The organism is Brevibacterium sp. FME37 (assembly GCF_014897485.1).
GTDB lineage: Bacteria > Actinomycetota > Actinomycetes > Actinomycetales > Brevibacteriaceae > Brevibacterium.
This window is the reverse complement of sequence record NZ_JABUYE010000003.1, coordinates 53,218-74,215: the sequence shown is the minus strand read 5'-3', so window position 1 is coordinate 74,215 and position 20,998 is coordinate 53,218. Positions and strand designations below refer to the sequence as shown.

Annotated in this window: 19 protein-coding genes; 16 read left to right on the top strand and 3 right to left on the bottom strand. The window is 63.1% G+C overall.

The genetic code is table 11. From position 1 onward, the window contains the following. Positions 1–65 precede the first annotated feature (65 nt). The 3 genes from INT29_RS04460 to INT29_RS04450 all read left to right on the top strand — a co-directional run bounded on the left by INT29_RS04460 (position 66) and on the right by INT29_RS04450 (position 3,521). On the top strand, positions 66–1,511 hold the full coding sequence (locus tag INT29_RS04460; RefSeq protein WP_101570124.1) for an APC family permease: 1,446 nt from the start codon (positions 66–68) through the stop codon (positions 1,509–1,511). Then, a complete protein-coding gene (locus INT29_RS04455; RefSeq protein ID WP_101570125.1) occupies positions 1,511–2,437 on the top strand; it encodes a universal stress protein in 927 nt (308 codons plus the stop codon). Before INT29_RS04460 ends, INT29_RS04455 begins: the two co-directional genes overlap by 1 nt. A gap of 232 nt (positions 2,438–2,669) precedes the next feature. Further along, positions 2,670–3,521 (top strand): fumarylacetoacetate hydrolase family protein, encoded by an 852-nt coding sequence (locus INT29_RS04450; RefSeq protein ID WP_101570126.1) that lies wholly within the window; start codon positions 2,670–2,672, stop codon positions 3,519–3,521. A 109-nt stretch (positions 3,522–3,630) separates the two neighbouring features. Here INT29_RS04450 and INT29_RS04445 read toward each other — a convergent pair whose 3' ends face one another. After that, complete coding sequence (locus INT29_RS04445) at positions 3,631–4,119, bottom strand: antitoxin (RefSeq protein ID WP_193070854.1); 489 nt, start codon at positions 4,117–4,119, stop codon at positions 3,631–3,633. A gap of 430 nt (positions 4,120–4,549) precedes the next feature. On the opposite strand from INT29_RS04445, the gene INT29_RS04440 reads away from it, so the two are divergent. The 8 genes from INT29_RS04440 to INT29_RS04405 all read left to right on the top strand — a co-directional run bounded on the left by INT29_RS04440 (position 4,550) and on the right by INT29_RS04405 (position 13,439). After that, a complete protein-coding gene (locus INT29_RS04440; RefSeq protein ID WP_193070853.1) occupies positions 4,550–5,797 on the top strand; it encodes a CaiB/BaiF CoA transferase family protein in 1,248 nt (415 codons plus the stop codon). A gap of 243 nt (positions 5,798–6,040) precedes the next feature. After that, entirely contained in the window at positions 6,041–6,961 is a 921-nt protein-coding gene (locus INT29_RS04435; protein WP_193070852.1) for a hydroxymethylglutaryl-CoA lyase, read from the top strand. Next, positions 6,954–8,180, top strand: coding sequence for a CaiB/BaiF CoA transferase family protein (locus INT29_RS04430; protein ID WP_101570129.1), 1,227 nt, complete (start codon positions 6,954–6,956; stop codon positions 8,178–8,180). The genes INT29_RS04435 and INT29_RS04430 overlap by 8 nt, the downstream gene beginning before the upstream one ends. Before the next feature lie 66 nt (positions 8,181–8,246). Continuing rightward, positions 8,247–9,308 carry a Bug family tripartite tricarboxylate transporter substrate binding protein gene (locus INT29_RS04425; RefSeq protein ID WP_101570130.1) on the top strand — a complete coding sequence of 354 codons (1,062 nt, stop codon included), beginning with the start codon at positions 8,247–8,249 and terminating at the stop codon, positions 9,306–9,308. Between the two features lie 5 nt (positions 9,309–9,313). Beyond that, on the top strand, positions 9,314–9,865 hold the full coding sequence (locus INT29_RS04420) for a tripartite tricarboxylate transporter TctB family protein (protein WP_226841623.1): 552 nt from the start codon (positions 9,314–9,316) through the stop codon (positions 9,863–9,865). Between the two features lie 9 nt (positions 9,866–9,874). Beyond that, on the top strand, positions 9,875–11,389 hold the full coding sequence (locus INT29_RS04415) for a tripartite tricarboxylate transporter permease (RefSeq protein WP_193070850.1): 1,515 nt from the start codon (positions 9,875–9,877) through the stop codon (positions 11,387–11,389). Between the two features lie 11 nt (positions 11,390–11,400). Continuing rightward, positions 11,401–12,153 (top strand): helix-turn-helix domain-containing protein, encoded by a 753-nt coding sequence (locus INT29_RS04410; protein WP_226830782.1) that lies wholly within the window; start codon positions 11,401–11,403, stop codon positions 12,151–12,153. Between the two features lie 332 nt (positions 12,154–12,485). Continuing rightward, positions 12,486–13,439 (top strand): hypothetical protein, encoded by a 954-nt coding sequence (locus INT29_RS04405; protein WP_193070848.1) that lies wholly within the window; start codon positions 12,486–12,488, stop codon positions 13,437–13,439. 191 nt (positions 13,440–13,630) lie between these two features. Here the strand turns inward: INT29_RS04405 and INT29_RS04400 are convergent, their stop codons facing one another. Further along, positions 13,631–14,758 carry a LacI family DNA-binding transcriptional regulator gene (locus INT29_RS04400; RefSeq protein WP_193070847.1) on the bottom strand — a complete coding sequence of 376 codons (1,128 nt, stop codon included), beginning with the start codon at positions 14,756–14,758 and terminating at the stop codon, positions 13,631–13,633. A gap of 31 nt (positions 14,759–14,789) precedes the next feature. Here INT29_RS04400 and INT29_RS04395 point away from each other — a divergent pair, with 31 nt between their 5' ends. The 5 genes from INT29_RS04395 (at position 14,790) to INT29_RS04380 (ending at position 19,424) form a co-directional block, all read left to right on the top strand. After that, entirely contained in the window at positions 14,790–16,304 is a 1,515-nt protein-coding gene (locus tag INT29_RS04395) for an APC family permease (protein ID WP_226841622.1), read from the top strand. Beyond that, positions 16,301–17,953: an amidohydrolase gene (locus INT29_RS04390; protein ID WP_193070846.1), complete on the top strand. Its 1,653-nt coding sequence runs from the start codon at positions 16,301–16,303 to the stop codon at positions 17,951–17,953. The genes INT29_RS04395 and INT29_RS04390 overlap by 4 nt, the downstream gene beginning before the upstream one ends. A 76-nt stretch (positions 17,954–18,029) precedes the next feature. Further along, positions 18,030–18,377: a hypothetical protein gene (locus tag INT29_RS20570; RefSeq protein ID WP_319020837.1), complete on the top strand. Its 348-nt coding sequence runs from the start codon at positions 18,030–18,032 to the stop codon at positions 18,375–18,377. Next, on the top strand, positions 18,358–18,591 hold the full coding sequence (locus tag INT29_RS20565) for a dihydrofolate reductase family protein (protein WP_319020836.1): 234 nt from the start codon (positions 18,358–18,360) through the stop codon (positions 18,589–18,591). The genes INT29_RS20570 and INT29_RS20565 overlap by 20 nt, the downstream gene beginning before the upstream one ends. A 74-nt stretch (positions 18,592–18,665) precedes the next feature. Further along, positions 18,666–19,424, top strand: coding sequence for an HpcH/HpaI aldolase family protein (locus tag INT29_RS04380; RefSeq protein WP_193070845.1), 759 nt, complete (start codon positions 18,666–18,668; stop codon positions 19,422–19,424). On the opposite strand, the gene INT29_RS04375 is transcribed toward INT29_RS04380, so the two are convergent. After that, entirely contained in the window at positions 19,421–20,974 is a 1,554-nt protein-coding gene (locus INT29_RS04375; protein WP_193070844.1) for a PucR family transcriptional regulator, read from the bottom strand. The genes INT29_RS04380 and INT29_RS04375 overlap by 4 nt on opposite strands. Positions 20,975–20,998 lie beyond the last annotated feature (24 nt).

The following is a 20,998-nucleotide window of genomic DNA, read 5'->3' as shown; positions in this document are numbered from 1 at the left end:
CATCGGCGATGATCGACAGTTCCGGTGCTCATGCTCAGTAGGACGACGATGTCTGGGGAATGACAATGGCGACTTTGCGACAGCAGCTCTTCCGGGTGAAGCCGGTCCCACAGCAGGGCGAGGAGACGGAGAGCGACCTCAAGCGCACGATCGGGCTGTTCTCTCTGACGATGATCGGCGTCGGGTCGACCATCGGCACCGGCATCTTCTTCATCCTGTCGGAATCCGTTCCTGTGGCCGGACCCGCAGTCATCTGGTCCTTCGTCATCGCCGGCCTCGTCGCTGGCCTCGCGGTCATCTGCTATGCGGAGCTGGCCGGCAGCGTGCCCGTCTCCGGTTCCTCCTATTCCTACGCCTACGCCACACTCGGCGAGCTGCCGGCGATGGGAGTCGCGGCCTGTCTGCTCCTCGAGTACGGCGTCGCGGGAGCCGCGGTCGCCGTGGGCTGGTCACAGTACGTCAACCAACTGCTGTTCAACCTCTTCGGGTTCGAGATCCCGCACGCCCTGGCCTACGCCCCAGAAGAAGGTGGGATCGTCAACCTGCCCGCAATCCTGCTGCTGGCCATGTGCTGCTTCCTCTTGGTGCGCGGCACGGGCGAATCGGTCGTCATCAACACCGTCATGGTGTGCACGAAGATCGGCGTGCTCCTGTTCTTCGTGTGTGTGGGAGTCACCGGCTGGAACGTCGACAACTTCGCCGACTTCGCACCCTTCGGATTCTCCGGGGTGGTGGCAGGCTCCGGCCTGATCTTCTTCAGCTACGTCGGCATGGACGCAGTGGCCACAGCCGGCGACGAGACGAAGAACCCGAAGAAGACCATGCCCCGGGCCCTCATCGCCGCCCTCATCATCGTCACCAGCGTGTATGTGCTCGTCGCTGTCGCGGCACTGTCGGCCCAGCCCTGGCAGGACTTCGACGGTCAGACGGCTGGCCTATCGGCGATCCTCGAGAATATCGTGGGAGCCCAGTGGCCGGGCACCGTCGTCGCCGCCGGTGCCGTGATCTCGATCTTCTCCGTGACCCTCGTCTCGATCTACGGCCAGACACGCATCCTCTTCACGATGTCACGTGACGGGATGATGCCCAAGTTCTTCGGCGACGTCAATCCGCGCACGCTCACCCCGGTCAAAGGCACGATCGTCGTGACCGTGGTCATCGCCATCCTGGCCGGTTTCATCCCCCTGAACTTCCTCGCCGAGATGACGAGCATCGGCACCCTCGTCGCCTTCATCGTGGTGTCCCTGGCCGTCATCATCCTGCGGGTACGCGAACCCGACCTCGAGCGCGGCTTCAAGGTGCCCTTCTACCCGGTCCTGCCGGTGCTCGCAATCATCGGCTGCCTCTGGATCATCAGCAATCTGCAGATCATCACGATCGTCGTCTTCCTCATCTGGACCGCGGTCGTCCTCGGCCTGTACTTCATCTTCGGCCGCAGATCCTCTGTCCTCGGCAAGCAACGGGCAGCACGTGACAGCATTGAGGGATCCGATCCCGCAGGAGGGAAATAATGAGCATCGTCGTCGGTATTGCGCCAGGTCAGGACAATAGGCCCGCAGTTGAGTTGGGAATCGTGCTCGCGCGGTCCTATGGGCATCGGCTCGTCGCGGTGGCCATCGATTCCGCGGCCTGGCCGATGTCTCCCGTGCTCTTCGAGAGCGAATACCAGAAGAAGCTGCGCAGTGTCGCCGAGGCTGCCCTGGACGATGTTCGGGCGCTCCTTCCCGATGACATCGACTTCACCTGCCTCGTCCACAGTGCCCGATCATCACGACGTGGACTGCTCGAGATGTGCCAAAGGGAGAATGCCTTTCGCCTCGTCGTCGGTCCCTCCGCAGACGGAAAGTCGGGCCGGATCGCATTGGGGTCCGTATCGACCGGACTGCTGCACAGCGCCGGCCTGCCGGTGGCGTTGGCACCCGTGGGATACCGAGCTGCATCGGGGGCTCGCCTACGCAGGATCACTGCCGCGTACAGCGGTTCGTCCACCTCGGCGGACCTCATTCTGGGGGCCGCGACGGTCTCTGCCGAGTCCGGTGTGCCTTTCCGCATCGCGTCCTTCGCTCCCAGATCGCGTGTGATCGGGGCGGCGGGGGTGGGGCTCGACGTCGAATCCAGTGTCATCGACGAATGGTCCAAGGTGATCCGGCGCGACACAGACGAGATCCTGTGCTCGATCGATCGACTCCAGATCAAGCCCGGCGAAACCGACGTGGCGATCGGGACGGGGCCGGACTGGGCGAGTGCGCTGACCGCAGTGGAGTGGAAGGATCCTGAGGTCATGATGCTCGGCTCCTCCGGTCTCGGGGCGCTCAAGCGGGTCTCGCTGGGCAGTCACGCGATGAGGATTCTCCAGCATTCACCGGTGCCCATCGTCGTTGTGCCCAGGCGTGCGAAATCCGATTACACCTCGGCGGCATTCGGTTCGGCGGAGTAGAAAGGCGCGAGGTCTGGGGCGGAAGAGTAGAAAAGGGCGCCGATTCGGACTGACCGGCTGCATTTCCGCAGTGCGGAAATAATTGTGCGAACGTCCACAAAAGACGTGTCCAATACTTGAACGATTCCAACTTAGGATGCGAGACGACACTACCGTGGGGCCACAGGCTTGCACTGTGCATGCGTCCAACGACGGCCGGATGCGCAAGCCTGACGAACACGAAAGGAACCGCATGGAATTGCTGCGTTTGGGCCCCATCGGCCATGAGATCCCGGTAGTGCGTGACAAGGACATCCACTACGATCTGCGCCCCCTGACCACCGACATCAACCCAGAATTCTTTGCCGACGACGGCGTCGGACGAGTTCGTGCTGCACTGGACAAAGGAGGACTCGAAACCCTCGATGGAGCGGAGAGGCTGCGCATCGGAGCGCCCGTCTCACGCCCCTCGGCGGTGGTGTGCGTGGGGATGAACTATGCGGCGCATGCTCGAGAGGCAGGAGCAGAACCGCCGAAGGCGCCCGTCGTCTTCTTCAAGATGCCCTCGACGATTGCCGGCCCCTACGACAACTTGGAGCTGCCGCCCTACGCCACGAAGGCCGACTGGGAGGTCGAGCTGGGACTGGTCATCGGCACCCGAGCCTTCAGAGTCGCCTCGGCGGAGGACGCGTACTCGCATGTGGCTGGCTACCTGCTGGCCAACGACCTGTCCGAGCGTCGGTTCCAGATCGAGGAATCCGGCGGCCAATGGTCGAAGGGCAAGAACCTTCCCGGCTTCACGCCTCTGGGGCCGTGGATCAGGCCCGCCGCCGAGGTGGATCCCGGGTCCCTGCGACTGCGCAGCTGGGTCAATGGTGAGGCACGACAGGATTCGTCGACGAGCGACCTGATCTTCGATGTCGGGCAGATCGTCCATCAGCTCAGCCAGACGATGCCCTTGGAACCGGGGGACGTGATCCTGACCGGAACACCTCAGGGCGTGGCCCTGTCCGGGAAGTTTCCGTTCTTGGTCGCTGAGGATGTCATCGAGATGGAGATCGAGGGCCTCGGCCGGCATAGGCAGGCCGTGACCGTTACCCAGTGACGACAGCATAGGTTCGTCCGCTTGGTGACGCTGCAGAGCCACACAAGAGGGGCGGTACTCCCGATCGGGAGTACCGCCCCTCTTCAGTTACTGCGTGAGGCTGAGAGGATCAGCGCTGCTGGTCGAAGCCGCCCTGCTGACCACCGGGTCCACCCTGGCCACCCTGCTGGCTGCCCTGGTTACCCTGCGACTGTCCGCCGGGTCCACCCTGTTGACCGCCCTGCTGGCCGCCCTGGGACTGGTTGCCCTGACCGGTGTTGGACTGCTGTCCACCGCCCTGCTGACCACCAGGTCCGCCCTGGCCACCCTGGGGCTGGTTGCCCTGACCGGTGTTGGACTGCTGTCCACCGCCCTGCTGACCGCCGGGTCCGCCCTGGCCGCCCTGGTTGCCCTGAGACTGTCCGCCGCTTTGGTTGTCTCCTCCGCCGACGAAATCGCCTGCTGCTTCGCGGCCCTGGTCAACCTGGTCGGAGAATTTTCCACCGGTCGCGCTGTTAGCTGCGTCCGCGGCTTTGTCGAGGCCCTGATTGGCCACATTCTGTCCCTGTTCAGAGTTGACGGCGTCTTTGGCCTTGTCTGCGAAATCTCCGATTCCCACGGTGAACTCCTTTTCAGTAGCGTAACGCCGCTGTCTGCGACCGTTCCCCCAGTCTTAGATAACAGCGGGGATGAGGCAAGGACGAACAAGGAATATTGCGTGATGTTGGCTCAAGTCTCAGCGCTTGTTCATATACCGCCGAGATTCACCGACAATCCTCTGCTGATGTTTCCCCGCAGTAATGTTTCCATACGGTAGGGTCTGCGCTGACCAGGAGCACACAACTGCCTTCAGCCAGTGAAGCCGGTCTCCGTTCCTTCGTCCAGCCAGGCGAACGTCTTCCCAGCCAGCTGCGACTCACAGGCACCACGGTCGTACACGAGTGTCCGTGTCCGTCCGCAAACGCCGACACCTGTCACCATTGAGGTACCAATGTGACCAGGATGATCGCCATCACGGCAATGACATCCAGACGAACAGGAGCATCGACATGACAACGCGCCGTCTTCCCCTGACAGGTGTGCGAGTCCTCGAACTCGGCAACTACATCGCCGCGCCGACGGCAGGACGCATGCTGGCTGACTTCGGGGCGGAGGTCATCAAGATCGAACGCCCCGGCACGGGCGACGAGCTCCGCAACTGGCGCCTCAAGCAGGGCACCACTTCGATGCTCTACCGCACCATCAACCGGAACAAGAAGTCTGTTGTGCTCGACCTCCGCTCAGACGAGGGTCGGGCCTCGGCGCTCGAGCTGGTGCGCCGGTCCGATATCGTGCTCGAGAACTTTCGTCCCGGCACCATCGAGAAATGGGGGCTCGGGCCCGAGGTCCTCGAAGAGGCCAACCCCGACATCATCTTGGTCCGCATCTCCGCCTTCGGCCAGACCGGACCCATGTCCGAACGCCCGGGCTTCGCCGCCGTCGCCGAAGGCTACTCCGGGTTCCGCGAACTCGTCGGCGATCCCGACCGGCCCCCGGTGCGTGTGGGCGTCTCGATCGGTGACTCCATTGCCGGAATGCAGGCAGCCTTCGGTGCAGTGATGATGCTCTTCGATCGTCAGCGACAGAAGATCGCCGGAGCCGCCGAGGCGGTCGTCGGCTCCGACCACAGCTTCGAGGGCAGGGGATCCCTGGCCGATCGCACTGTGGACGTCGCCCTGAACGAAGCCATGTTCTCCGTCATGGAATCCCTCGTCCCCGACTACTCCGCCTTCGGTGAGACCCGCACACGCACCGGTGGCCGGATGGAGGGCATCGCGCCGTCGAACGGGTACCTCTGCGCGGGCGGAAAGTCCGTGGTCATCGCCGGCAACGGGGACGGCATCTACAGACGGCTCATGGACGCAATCGCCCGCCCGGATCTGGGAGAAGACCCCGGTCTGCAGACCAATGCCGAACGGTGGGAGCGACGCGAGGAACTCGACGAGGCCATCGGTGCCTGGTGCGCGCAGCGTGATGTCGCCGAGGTGGTCGACACTTTGGAGGCCGCGGGCGTTCCCGCAGGACCGATCTACACCGCCGAAGACCTTGTTACCGACGAACAATTGGCCGCACGTGGCATGATCCAACACCTCGACGTCTCGACCGGTGAAGAGACCAAGACCGATGTCGCCTTCCCAGGAATTACCCCGGTCATCGGCGGCTCATCGATTCCGATCGACCACCTCGGCCCCGATCTGGGCGAGCACACCGACGAGGTACTCGCCCAGCTCGGCGGGAAACGCCCTGAACAGGATTGAGCACCGGCTGAGCCAGGGCTGACCACACGCATCCGAGCTGGCAAAACCGGGAGTCCCATTAATCGGGAGTGATGACCTTCACTTCACGAGCACTTCTCATATGGCGAACAATTCGCCTCCGCGCCCACCGCAGCTTTGCCACGAGCGGCTATGTTGATGGCAGACGGCTGAGCGCAAAGGTGCGTGATGCCGATCTCGTCCCGCTCTTCGGGACTGAGGCAGGTCAAAGAAGGAGCTCTCACCATGGTTCGGCCAACATCGGTCACGATTCTCGACACGACGCTGCGCGACGGTCTCCAGATCGAAGACGCCATCGTTCCCACCGACGTCAAAGTCGCTTTGGGCCAACAGCTCATCACGGCAGGGCTGAAGGAGATCGAGGTCGGATCCTTCGTCAATCCGAAGAAGGTCCCGCAGATGGCCGACACCGGCGAGGTCCTGCAGTGCCTCCAGTCTCATGAGGCCGCGGGAGTCGACTTCTTCACTCTTGTCTTCAACCTCAAGGGCGCAAAGCGCGCCGTCGATGCTGGAGCGAAGAACATCAAGCTCGTCCTCTCCGCCTCCGAGGGCCATTCGCAGGCGAACTCCGATGCTCCGATCGTCCAGGCCACCGACCGCCTCCTCGAAGCCGCGGCCTTCGCCCGCGATCATGGTGTTCGCTTCGACATCACCACCGCAGTCAGTTTCATCTGCCCCTTCGACGGAATCACCGATGCCGGCCACCTCGTCGAGGTGCTGCGTCCCTTCGTCGATGCCGGAGCGCACGGCATCGGGATTGCCGACACCATCGGAAACGCCAACCCCTCATTGGTGTCCAGGAACACCTCGGCGGTCTTGGAAGCCTTCCCCAAGCGACCGGTGAACCTGCACCTTCATGACACATATAACTTCGGCATGGCCAACGTCATCGCCGCCCTCGACCTGGGAATCTCGCATTTCGATGCAGCCATGGGCGGTTTGGGCGGCTGCCCCTTCGCCCCGGGAGCGGCCGGAAACATCGGCACCGATGATCTCGTCCACCTCCTGCACCGCGAGGGTGTGGCCACCGGTGTCGACGTCGAGGCGCTCTCAGCTGTCAGGGAGCCGCTGAGCGCCGCGGTCGGCCACGAACTGACCTCCAGCCTGTCGGCCATCCCCGCTGTCCCGGCGGCGTTCCATGCGTGAGCAGGACGAATCCTCGACCGTGGACTCCCAGACGCTGCCGCTGGCGGGCATCCGCGTCATCGAGTTCTCCCATATGGTCATGGGCCCCAGCTGCGGGATGATCCTCGCCGACTTGGGCGCCGAGGTGATCAAGGTCGAACCGCGCGGACCCGGCGACAAGACCCGGTACCTGCCCGGTTCGGGTGCGGGGCTGTTCCCCGCCTTCAACCGCAACAAGCAGTCTGTCCAGCTCGATCTCGCCGAGGCGGCCGACCGTGACGTCGCCCTGTCCCTCATCGATTCCGCCGATGTTCTCCTCGAGAACTTCCGGGTGGGGAAGATGGAGTCCATGGGCTACGGCTACGAGGAACTCGCCGAACGCAATCCCCGCCTCATCTACTGCTCCCTCAAGGGCTTCCTTGCCGGACCCTACGGACAGCGCACCGCGCTTGATGAGGTCGTGCAGATGCTCGGCGGCCTCGCCTATATGACCGGTCCGCCCGGCCAGCCGCTGCGTGCAGGGGCCAGTGTCAACGACATCATGGGCGGCATGTTCGGTGTCATCGGAGTGCTCTCGGCACTGCGTGTGCGCGAACGCACTGGGGAGGGACAGGTCATCAACTCCGCCCTGTTCGAGAACAACGCCTTCCTCGTCGGCACGCACATGGCGCAGGCTCAGCTCAGCGGTGAGCCCCTGCGCCCGATGCCCACACGCCGGGCCACCTGGGCCGTCTATGACATCTTCCGCGATCAGCACGATGACCAGATCTTCGTCGCCGCCGTCAGCGACGGCCAATGGCATGATCTCTGTGACGAGTTCGATCTCACCGAGCTCGCCGGGGACCCCGACCTGGAGACGAATCAGGGTCGCGTGGACCACCGCGATCTCATCCATGCTGAACTGCAGGCGGCTCTGTCTCAGCTTGACCTCGCCCAGATCGAGGAGAAGTGCACCCGTCGCGGGCTGCCGGTCGCCCCGGTCAACACCCCGGCCGATCTCACCACCGACGCCCACCTCGTGGCCTCCGGAGCATTGGCGAGCACGGGTCTGCCCAGCGGGGACCACGTCGATGTTCCCCTGCTGCCGCTGACCTTCGGTGGTCGGCGATTGGGACTGCGCAGCGATGTGCCTACCCCCGGTGAGCACAACGCCCGCTACCGGGACGGTCCAGCCGAAGCCGGGGCACGAGATGATGACCGAGAAGTCGATGTCGGCGAGTCGAAGACCCAGTCTCAGTAACACCCCCGGCCTCACCAGCACGGACATTCCACATAACAGATATCAGTTGCATTCGAAGGAGAAGCAATGCGGTCACCGGTGATCACACGACAAGGACGGACCACCTCGGCGATGCGGAAGAGTCGGGCGTTGAAGCCCGCTCTCAAGGTCGGGGCGGTGCTCGCGTCGCTGGCGCTCGTCGCCACAGGCTGCGGCAACAAAGCCCAGGCACCGGGGGAGGGCGGCGACTATCCGAAGGGGCCGGTCACGGTCACCGCACCGGCCGAACCAGGATCCGGCTGGGACACCACTGCACGCGCCCTCGTCGAAGCCCTGCAGAAGGAAGATATCGTCTCCACCCCGTTGCCGGTGCAGAACCGCCCCGGCGGCACCGGCTGCTCATGGATCACCTCGATGATGCAGCAGGAGAAGGGCAAGGACGACCAGATCGCGGTCACCTCGCTGGCCAGCCAGACGATGAAGGCGCGCGGGCTGTGCGAGTACGGCCCCCAGGACACGACGCTCATCGCCACCCTCTACGTCGAGGACTTCATGGTCGTCACCCCGAAAGGCGGCGATTTCTCGAACATCGACGACCTGGTCAAAGCGCTCAAGGATGATCCGCAGAAGGTCACCGTCGCGGCGGCCGGTGACGATACCCTTCCGTTCGCGCTCTTCGCCAAGGAGGCAGGGGTCGACCCCGGCGACATCAACTTCGTCAATTACGACGGCGGCGGCGAACAGACCACGGCCATGCTCAACGGGGATGCGAAGGTCGCGATTGCGGGCATGAGCGAATTCCGCTCCGTGCTCGAATCCGGCGACATCGAACCGCTCGTGACGTTCGCGGAGGAGCCGCTTGCCGCGCCTTTCGACTCGGTGCCGACTGCGAAGGATTCCGGCTATGACGTGACCCTGGGCAATTGGCGCGGAGTCTTCGGTCCCGCAGAGATGCCGCAGCAGGCCGTCGACTACTGGGCGAAGGCGCTCGAAGACGTCAGCAAGTCCGCCACCTGGAAGGACACACTGAAGAAGAACCAGTGGTCCGAAGAGTTCAGCACGGGCGATGACGCGCAGAAGTACGTCGAAGAGGCAGCCGCCACCGTTGAGGAGGGCGTCAAGGAGACCGATCTGGGCAACAGCAAATGAGGTCGATGAGTCCGGCGCTGAGAGGCGATGTCGTCACTGGTCTCACCGTCACGCTCATCGGCGTCGTCTACTATGTCGCCACATTCTGGATCCAGGAGACGAACAACATCGTCACCCCGCGAACCTTTCCCGCGATCGTCGGCATCGCCCTCATCGTGCTCGGTGTCTTCCTTGTGGGACAGGCACTCTACCGCGGGCGGAAGCTTGCCGAGGCGGCCCCCAGCGCCGCGGACAGCGCCACGGGCAGAGCCGTCGGCTCCGGCGGGGAGGACGGGTCGGCCAGCGGCGGCGCCTCGGCGGTAGTCCTCGAGGCACCGGAGGATCCGCCCTCGAAGAAGGTCGTGCTGCAGTTCGCGCTCTTCTTCGTCTACTTAGCGATTCTCATCCCGATCGGCTTCCTGCTCTCCACGACGGCCTTCCTCATGACGATGACCAGCATCTACGCACCTCACAGATGGATCCGCAACCTCATCTTCTCGGTGCTGTTCGCCCTCGTCGTCTACGTCGCCTTCGTCTACGGGCTGGCCGTGTATCTGCCCGTCGGAATCTTGGGCTAGGAGGCAGACATGGACACACTCATCGACCTGGGCGGAGGCTTCGCCTCGGCCCTCGAACCCCTCAGCCTCGCGTTCGCCCTCCTCGGCGTGCTGCTGGGCACCGTCGTCGGCGTGCTGCCGGGCATCGGACCGATCTCAGCCATCGCGATCCTCATCCCCGTCTCCTTCGGGATGGAGCCCGTGCACGGTCTGATCCTGCTGTGCGGCATCTACTACGGCTCGTTGTACGGCGGCTCGATCACCGCCACACTCATCAAGACCCCGGGTGAGGTCGCCAGCGCGGTGACCGCCATCGAAGGCTACGAGATGGCTCGCCAAGGTCGGGGCAAGGCCGCGCTCGCGACCGCCGCGATCGGCTCCTTCCTCGCCGGGACGTTGGCGATCATCGGACTGACCTTCCTCTCGCCTGTGCTGGTGAAGCTCGCGAACGTCTTCGGTGCCACCGAGTACTTTCTGCTCATGGCCACTGCCCTGCTGCTGGCCTCGACGATGTCGTCTGGCTCCCGGGCCAAGGCACTCATCTCGATCTTCATCGGTCTGGCCGTCGGCCTCGTGGGTCTCGATTTCCAGACGGGTCTGCCGCGCCAGACCTTCGGCCTCAACCTGCTCTCCGACGGCATCGACTTCACGATCTTCGCGATGGCCCTCTTCGCCATCCCTGAGGCGATCCGAAACCTCGCCCTGGGCCGTGGAGCCAAGGAGGAGATCCAGAGCTTCGGCGAAGACAAGTGGATGACGAAGCAGGACTGGCAGCGCTCGACGATGCCCTGGGCACGAGGATCAGTCCTCGGCTTCATCATCGGCATTCTGCCCGGGGTCGGCCCGTCTTTGGCTTCGTTCATGTCCTACATCATGGAGAAGCGGATCTCGAAGCGGAAGGACGAGTTCGGCCATGGCGCCATCGAGGGCGTTGCCGGGCCCGAGGCCGCGAACAATGCTGGAGTGGGCGGGGCCATGATTCCGCTCTTCAGCCTCGGCATCCCCGGATCCGCGACGACAGCCCTGCTGCTCTTCGTCTTCACGATGTACGGCCTACAGCCAGGGCCGCTGATCTTCCGCGACGACTCGGGGCTGATCTGGACGATCATCGCCAGCATGTACATCGGCAACGTCGCCCTGATCATCCTCAACCTGCCGCTGGTCGGGGTCTTCGTGAAGCTGCTGAAGATGCCGAAGGAGATCCTCTTCTCCTCGATTCTCGTGCTCGTCGTCATCGGCGCCTACGCGATCGAGTTCAGCCTCTTCGGCCTGATGATGCTCGGCATCTTCGGCGTCATCGGCTACCTGATGGAGAAGGGCGGCATCCCGCTGGCCCCTTCCATCTTGGCTCTGGTCCTGGTCCCGCTGCTGGAAGACAATTTCCGCCGCATGCTTCAGATTTCGGGCGGGTCGTTCATGCCGCTGCTGACCCGGCCCGTGTCCTTGTCGATCATCGTGCTCATGATCTTAGGCATCGTCGGACCCATCATCTTCCGCTGGTGGGTGCGCCGCCGCCAGCTGTTGGCCGATGTGAGTATGGAATGAAAGAGAACTCCATGACTGATAACTCCGCGACCACTGGCAGCTCCGAGGTCTCTTCCGGTGCGTCCGCCTCGCCTGGCGGCACCGCCTCGGCGAAGGAGATCGGCGTCATCGACCGCAGTGCCGCGATCCTCACAGCACTGCAGGACACTCCGTTGACGGCCGCCGAGGTGTGCCGTCGTCTGGGGTACTCTAAGTCCACGACCTACCGGCTGCTGGCGGATCTGCGCACCCATCGATTCATCGTCCGTGACAACAATGGCCTGCTGCGTCTGGGGCCGTTCCCGGGCAGACGCAGCATCGCAACAACGAACTCGGTGCTCGAGCATCTGCGAACCCTGACCAGTGAATCGGTGCAGCTCTGGGTCCGTGTCGGGGAGGACCGGGTGTGCGTGCGCAACGTCGAAGCCGACCACGAACTCCGCGTCTCCCGCAGCGTCGGCACCGTCCTCCCACTCGTCGACGGCGGATCTGCCGCGCTGGCGCTGTGCGGGCCGAGCAATCCACAGGAGTTCTACGCCACGAAGCAGGCACGGGTGAAGGGAACCGCCTCGGCGAGTGTGGCCTTCACTGTCGGTGGAGCCATCCTCGCACTCTGCGTGTCCTATCCTCTGACCCGGGAACCTGACAATGTCGCCGGCGCCTACCGGGCCGTGCTGGGCCAAGCTGCGGTCGAGCTCAAAGGGCTGCTCGAGGACAGTGAGGAGTTCGCAGTGCTCAGGGATATCGCGCGGTTGGCGCTGGGGGTGAAGGCCCGGGAGCGGTAGGGCGGAGCCCAGCGGTCCACTCGCGTACCCAGACTGTGGACTGCGCACTCCTCACGAACCCAGTACTTCCTACCGAGCCTGTAGTTTCGCGGGAACAGAACAGTGATATCCGACCGAAATTTCAAGGTTATGTTCCCGCGAAATGTCGGGTGATCTGGACGAATGGTGGGTAACTGTGGGGGATATGGCAGAAGTTCACTCGTGCGCTGACGTGCTGTGAGCAAGTTCGGACTAGTGAGTGGGTGCACTGTGGACATCTGCTGACTTTCCACAGGGCAGGTTTCGGCTGATGCGGATAAAATCGCCGGTCGACATGCTTAGCCACCATGGGTATGCGCATAGAGAACCGAATGTATCCCTCGCTGTTCAGAACCAGCGAGGCTGAATCGCTGGGGATCAGTAAGCACCGCCTGCTTCACGATCCCCGATTCCGCGCCGTCATCGACGGCATCCATCGTGATGAGTTGAGGCTCGTTGAGCATCCGACTCCGAGTTGGGCAGACGACGCGTGGATGAACGAGAGTCTCAAACTCAGGGCGATGACGATGGCCGTTCCTGGAATCGCTGCCGGAGGGGCATCGGCTGCGCGGCTGTTCGGGCTGCCATTGCCTCGCAGACTGATCGATAGCCATCTGCACCTGGTCACATTCGATCCTGGCCGCAAGGTCTCGCGCAAGGGAATCAGCCTGAGACGCCACAATCTTGCAGAAGGCGACTATTGGCTTGGGATGCCGATGCACTCGCCCGTCGGTGTCTTCCTTGACCTGAGTGCCGTGCTGACTCGGGACGAACTCGTGGCACTCGGCGACTCAATAGTCGGACGGTGGCATGGGCCTCCGCTGTGCAGCCTTGAGTTCCTGCGAACGAAGATTGCGGAGCGAAGGTACCTGCGAAATCGGAAGAGAGTCGAGGCCGCGATGTCGCTGGTTCGGGAATCAGTCGATTCTCCGCAGGAGACTGATCTGCGTCTGTGGGCAATCAATTGCGGATTGCCGGAACTGGTTGTTCATCCGCCCGTGCGCTGCCCTCTGCTGAACCGAATTGTGGAACCGGATCTGGGCTATCCCCACGCAAAGCTGGCCCTTGAGTACGAAGGCGACCACCATCGGACCTCACGATCACAATGGAACAGCGACATCACCAGGGATGAGGCGCTGCGCCAGCAGGGGTGGGAAGTTCTGAAGGTGACCAGCCAGACGAATCGGATTCGCCTTGAGCACAAGATCCGGTATTACCTCGAACGGCGCAGCGGCCTAGCCGGTCGAGACAGCCTGAAACAGTGTTGAAGGCCAGCCTAAAGGTGGGGCGGAGACGGCGAGGTGCCAGGCGAAGTTTGGGGCGGTGACTGTATCTGGCGGTTGGGCTGGCAATTGAGCGGGAACAGAAGTGCGATCTGAGGCTCGGATATCGGACTTCTGTTCCCGCGAATTTGGCGGCGGGTTCGCGTTACATGGCCCTGGGTGGCGCTCACTCTGGGTCAGTGACCTTTGAGATGCAAGGGGCCGGCGGTTGAGGCACGGTGGATGACCTTGGTGTCGACCACCTCGGCGAGCTGGACTTCTCGGGGCGAGTCGAGCGAATGTGAGGAGTCCGCAGGTGGACCCGAGGTCTCCAGGGCTTTGGAGAGCAGATTCATGCAGGCACGGCCGAACTCTCGGGGGCGCAGGTCGACTGCGGTCACCGGCGGATCCATGTAGCCGAGGACTGGGGAGTCGACCGCTGCGGCAACGAGCAGGTCGGCGCCGAGCCTGCGGCCATGGTTCGCGGCAGAGGTGACGACGGTGAGCACGGATCCATCGGTGAGAGCCAGAATCGCATCGACGTCCCCGGAATCGAGCAGTCTCTTCGTCGCCTGCCGCGTTGCTTCGGCCATCCCCTCCAGTGAGGCGGTCTCGACGCGTGCTTCGACTTCATTCTCGGCGCACCACTGTTGGTAAGTGTCCTCGACGGCCATAGACCACGACATTCGCTCCTCGGGAGCGATGATGGCGGGTGCGCGTGCTCCCGCCGCAGCGAAGGCGTCGAGGACCTCCCGTGTCGAGGCGATATGATCCGAGGTCACGGTGCCGGCCACGGCAGAGGTGCCGACCACCGCAGGGGTGCTGACCATTTCAGGAGTGCCAGCCACCTTGGTAGTGGCCGGAGGCATCGGCGAGGAGAGCTTCTGAGGCATCTGCTCGCCGCTGATGACGGGCAGGCCGAGTTCGAGCAGCCGCGGGACGATAGGGTCACCGAGCGTCGGGTCGAGGACGATGATCCCATCGGCGCGAAGGTGCTCGGCCGCTGTCGCGGTGTGGGGGACGATCGTGACGGTGTGACCAGATGCTTCTGCTTCATCGACGATGCCGAAGGTCGCCTCCATGTAATAGCTGAGTGCGCTCACGTCCTTCGGCGAATACACCGCAACGATCCCGGTCCGTGAGGAGCGCAGGTTCTGAGCCGTTCGGTTCGGCGAGTAGCCGAGCTCGGCAGCGATGGAGAGCACCTTCGAACGGGTCGCCTCAGAGACGCCGGGACGACCGGAGAGTGCGAATGATGCCGCTGACCTGGACACCTGCGCCTGGTCAGCAACCTGCTGCAGGGTCACTGGCCGCGAAGTTGTCATGAGCCGACCGTAGCAGAATCTTCAATCACTGTTGCGCACATCACTAAACCGATTTAGTATTAAGGTCGACGCCGGTGCCGAGATGGTCCTCTACGGATCCGATCCGGTGCCGACCCAGACGCAGTTCGACTCGAAGGAGAGCACCGTGGCTCAGGAATCGCCCCCACAGTTGAGACGAGCCCTCGGGCTCGTCGGACTCACACTCTTCGGACTGTCCTACATGGCAGTCGCCACGGTGTTCACCACCTACGGAATCGTCAACCAGGTCACCGACGGGCACCTTCCGCTGGCCTACGTCGTCGCGCTCATCACCATGATCTTCACAGCCCTGAGCTATGCAGCGATGGTGCACCGATTTCCAGTCGCAGGCTCGGCCTACACCTTCGTCCAGCAGTCATTCGGTGGCACAGCCGGATTCCTCACCGGCTGGCTCTTGCTGCTCGACTACCTCTTCATCCCGATGATCAACTTCATGATCCTCGGCCTCTACGTCGGCACCCAGTTCCCGAGCATCCCCACTCAGGTGTTCTCCTTGGCTGCTGTGATCATCATCTATGTCTTCAACGTGCTCGGCATCAAGATGGCCAACCGCTTCAACATCGCCACCATTGCAATCTCCGTGGCCACGGTCATCGTGTTCGCGATCCTCGCGCTGAAGACTGCCATCAACGACCCCTCGGCACCCGGACTCCTCGAACCCTTCACCTTCGGTGCCGAGGGCTTCAGTCCGATCCTCACTGGCGCCGGCATCCTCGCATTGTCGTTCCTCGGCTTCGACGCCGTGTCTACGCTGTCCGAAGAAGCCAAGCACCCTAAGCGTGATATCCCGCGCGCCATCATCCTCACCACACTGCTGGGCGGGGGCATCTTCATCCTCGTGTCCTGGGTGGGTGCGCTTGCCTACCATCCCGACGACTGGAGCAGCGTCCCGCAGCAGCTCCTCGACGCGGCTGGTGTGGTCCTCGCCGATCACGTCGGTGGACAGGCACTTGCGATCGTCATGGTCATCTCCTCGATCGCCGGCTGCCTGGGTTCCGGACTGGCCGGGCAAGTATCGGTGTCACGGATCCTGTACTCCATGGGCCGCGACGGCACTCTGCCCAGAGTTCTGGGCAAGCTGTCACCACGTTTCAAGACCCCGGCAGTGGCGACCACCGCAGTCTCGATTGTGGCTTTGTCCTGCCTGTTCCTATCCCTCGACCAGGCCGCGTTCATGATCAGCTTCGGTGCGCTCGCCGCCTTCAGCATGGTCAACCTCTCCGTCATCCGCGCCTACATCTTCCCCGCGTCCGGCGAGGCATATCGGAGTCCATGGGGCATCATCCGTTTTGGGGTCATGCCGCTCATCGGCTTCGGACTCAGCATCTGGCTGTGGACATCGCTGGAGCCCTTCACCTGGGTGATCGGTGGCATCTGGGCCGTGATCGGTGTGGCGATCCTGCTGTTCAGGACCAGCTTCTTCCGTCGTCCGGTGCCGATCTTGAATTTCGCCGAAGAACCCACGATCGACAGCGAACCAGCAATGACAAGCAAGGAGCAGCAGTGACGACAGGTACGATCCCAGACCTCATTATCTGTGCGAGGAACGTGCACACGATGGCCCCCAAAGCAGGTGATGCGGAGGGCCCGAGCAACGTGGCAGGAGAGGCTGGGGCAGCCTCGGCGATTGCAGTGGCAAACGGAGTCATCACCGCGATCGGCGATCGATCCGAAATCGACGGAACAGCCACCTCGGCGACGAAGATCATTGATGTCCCCGGAACAATCGTCCCGGGATTCACCGACGCGCACGCCCACCCCATGATGAGCCTGTCGATGACCCGAGGAGTCAACCTCACCGCCTGCAAGAACCAGGACCAGGTCATCGCGGCACTGCGTGCAGAGGCCGCGTCCTCGGACTCAGAGGAGTGGGTGCTCGGCTGGGGTCTCGACCCGAATGTCTTCGCTGACGAGGCGATCGCGAATTCCGTCATCCACCGCGCCATCGGGACCGATCGGAAGGCATTTGTGTCCCTCTTCGACGCCCACTCGGCGATCGCCTCGGACGCGGCACTGGCAGCTGCCGACGTAGCCGAGGAGCGCACCTACCCCGGAAATTCCTCCATCGTCGTCGATGACATGGGGAGACCGACAGGGCACCTGCTCGAGTTCGCGGCAATGGAGGAGATCCGTGAGCTCATTCCCGCCCTGAGTTTTGAGGAACAGGTGGACGCGCTCATCACGCTGTTGACTGCGATGGCCGTGCAAGGAATCACCGCCGTGCACGTGATGGACATGAACGATCCCGAGACAATCGACCTCCTCACCGCCGCCGAGGCGCGAGGACCGCTGCCAGTGAAACTGAGATTTTCGCCCTGGTGCGCTCCCGCAACGACAGATGCACAGCTGAGTGAACTCATCGATTCTCAAGGTCGGCATGGTGAGCGGTGGTGCATCGGGGGAGCGAAGCTCTTCATCGACGGCACCGTCGAAGGTGGAACTGCCTGGCTCGAGACCCCGGATTCGAAGGGCGAATCGACCACCTCGGCGTGGGGCGGCATCGACGACTATGCGGTACGCGTCCGCGAACTCAACGCCGCCGGAGTTCCGACCGCAACCCATGCGATTGGCGAACGCGGCATCCGTGAAGTCGTCGAGACCCTGGCGGCGTTGCCCAAGACCGGCGTGCAGCACCGGATCGAGCACATCGAATCCGTCGCCAAGGACGTCATCGACCAGATGGGTGCGGCGGGAATCGCTGCGAGCATGCAGCCTGCGCACTGCACCCATTACACCGCGGCCGACGGCAGCGATGATTGGTCGCGTCGCCTCGGTGAGGTGCGCGCGGCCCGCGCCTGGTGCACTCGTGATGTCATCGATGCCGGGGGAGTGCTGGCCCTGGGATCGGACTATCCGGTCGCGCCTTTCGAGGTGCTGCCGATCATGGCCGATGCCCAGCTGCGACGCCCGGTTGAGGACGTTGAGGCTACTCCCGTGTTGCCGGAGCAGGGGCTCACCCCCGCCGAGGTGCTGGCTGGCTACACGACCGAGCCGTTTGCTGCGATCGGTGAGGAGGGCGGATTCCTTGCCGTCGGTGCTCCCGCGACGTTCACGGTCCTCGACGTTGACCCGCTCGAAGCCCCACCGGAAGAGCTGGGGCAGGGACAGGTTCTGCTGACTGTGTCCGAGGGGATCGTAACTCATCAAGTGGAGTGAGGCGCCCAAGGTCGCGGGTCAATAGGATGATAGCGAAGGGGCACCATCCGACCACGACCTGCAGCGGGGAGACTTCATGCCTCGCACCGTCTACTACACAGCAACGACTCTTGACGGATACATCGCCGACCCGAGTGACTCCTTGGAATGGCTGCTGCGGCAGCCGAATGAGGAACCTGACGAGGCGTTCTTCGCCGGAATCGGTGCGATCGTCATGGGTGCCACGACCTACGAATGGCTGCTGCGCAACCTGGACGGACCATGGCCGTACTCCATGCCTGCATGGGTGATGACGCATAGGGAACTGCCCCTGCCCGCGAAGGATTCTGAGTTGAGCGACGAGAATCCGGACATCCGCTTCGCCAAGGGGGGGGGCAATCGCCGATCACTACGTTCAGATGTGCATGGCGACAGGGGATCATGACCTGTGGGTGATGGGCGGCGGGGACCTCGCCGGTCAATTCGCCGACGAAGGATTCCTCGACGAGATCATCACCTGGACCGCACCAGTGACCTTGGGTGCAGGACGGCACCTGCTGCCGCGCCGACTCGACCTCGAACTCATCGAAGTGGGCCGCAGCGGACCATTCGCCATCTCGCGACACCGTGTGGTCGGAGCACTGCAAGACGATCAGTAGGGCGCCGATGGAGGTCCCATCCGGATGCCGGGCACCTATGGCGTCTGGAAGTGCCGATGTGATTCGATGCACATATGACTGAAGCACTGGAAACCCACCGCGCTCGCTTGGCCGCCGGAGAGATCTATAACGGACTATGGATGATGTCGACGAGCCAGGAGCTCGCGAAGATCGGCTCGGCCGCAGGGTATGACTACGTGTGCCTCGATATGCAGCACGGTTTCACCCGCCCGACTGACGTTCTGCGGCTCACAGATGCCATCCGTGCCAGCGGATCCGCCCTGGTCACTGCCCGGGTTGCGGCGAACCGCTTCACCGAGATCGGCATGCTCGCCGACGCCGGCGTCGAAGCCGTCATCGTGCCGCTCGTGTCCACGGTCGCCGAGGCCGAAGCTGCCGTTTCCGCACTCGACTACCCTAGCCGCGGCGGCGACCGCTCCTGGGGTCCGACCGCTGAACTCATGCACAACGCGGTCCAGGACACCCGTGACGAGCGCCCTCTGCTCTTCGTGATGATCGAGAACAAGGAAGGTCTGGCGAACGTCGAGAAAATCTGCGAAGTTCCCGGAATCGACGGCGTCTACGTCGGACCTGCTGATCTCGCATTCGCAGTCGACGCACTTCCTGGTCAGCCAAATGATGCCCACGCCGAGGCGGTCGCCCGGATCCGCACGGCAGCTGACGCAGCCGGCGTCATACCTGGCATCCACTGCGGTGATGGTGCGGAAGCCAAAACTCGCAAAGAACAAGGGTTCCGCTTCATCACCTCGGCGGGAGATATCGGTGCCGCTGGACGTGCTTTCCGCGAGGATCTGGAGACGGCTCGGGGCTAGGGATTGAGGGGCGCTAAGGCGAGAGCGCACATGCTGCGATCTCGTCCGTTGGAGAGATCAATACCCAACTTGTTCTCGAGCTCAGCACGACGGTAACGGGCAGTGTTTCGGTGGATCCTCAGCACGGCCGCGGCCTGCGCCACCGACGTTGTCTCGATGAAGGCTGCCAAGGATTCGAGCAGAGCTTGCGAGTCCGGGGCAGTGAGGACAGGCCTGAGCACTGCTGCGGAGATGGCCGAGGAATAGGACATGGGGATGAGTGCGACGACATCTGAGAGTTCGGGCGGCCCTGTGAAACGAACACCTTGGTCTGCTGCAGGGCGATTGCGCCTCGCCGAATAGATGGCCGTGAAGAGACTCAGCTCCGAAATGTGTTCCAGCGGTTCGCTGATGTACATGCTGTCGCCGGCCTCTGCATTGACCGTCTGTGGGATTTGGTCGAGGTACGGTTCCTGACTGGCCCCGTCACCCGTCTCCGGACGGACCGTCTCCGAGCGGAGTCCGGTGCGTGGTGCGATGAGGACTAGAACGGAGTTCGTCAGATCCATGGGAATCGCTGTCGCAGTGGTTTCCACCAGTTCGGTGAGCCTCCAGGCCAGCATGTGGAGCCGGATGGGGGAGCTGGCACGGATGCTGATGAGACGCAGTCCCACGGTCGAATCGATGCCGTGGTCATGCAGTGCCTGCTTGATCGCTCCGTCTGCCTGTTCGTCAGTGCGCTGCAGGGCAGTCAGCAGACCTGCTGAATCACCGGAGGCCCACAGGCCTGAACTCAGATTGTGCGACAGTGTCATTCCCAGGACGGCGGCGGCAGGAGACAGCACCGTCCGCAGCCGGCTGATGTGAGTGTTCGCTCGGCGGCCGCTGCCACCACGGTTCTGTCCTTGCAGAGTTCTGTCATTCGGCAGGCATTCCAGTTCCCACCGGTCCCCGTCTCCTACGCTGAGAGGCAGTGAGAACGTGCCCTGTCCGAGAGCCCAAGCATCGTCCGTGACGTCATGTCCGCCCAGAGCGAAGACTGCTTGAGCATCGTCGACAACCCTGAGTGCAACGCTGGTGCGCTCTGCGACGTGGTCGAGGAGCTTACCGAATGATGCCCCTTGGGTGGCGAGATCGGTGCATTCCTCAGCGATGCTCCATGCCTGGTGAGAAGCCTGGAATTCTTCCTCTGCCAGTGCTCTGACCACCAGGTTCTGCAGCTGCAGGAAGGGAACATCCCCCGGCACGATGAGAATCGGCAGTTTGTGGTCGCGGGCAGCCGCCAGCAGTCCATGAGGGACTGAGATGTGCGGTTTGCCCACCCCGAATGCCAGGGCAGGAACGCCCGCGGAAACCAACCTTTCGATGTATGCGTCCCAGATCCTCGGATCATCGAAATTCAGTGCCATTCCGGTCGTGAGGATCAGAGTTCCCGGACTCAGATATGCGGCAGGATCAATGGACTCTGTCGCCACAGCTGAGATGATCGGAGACTCGAGCTCGATGTGATGGCTGGGTGTCGCCAACTCCAATCGGAGCTGAGGATCTGTGATGAGGTCGAGGATGCGCATAGCGACAACTTACGAGAAATAGTG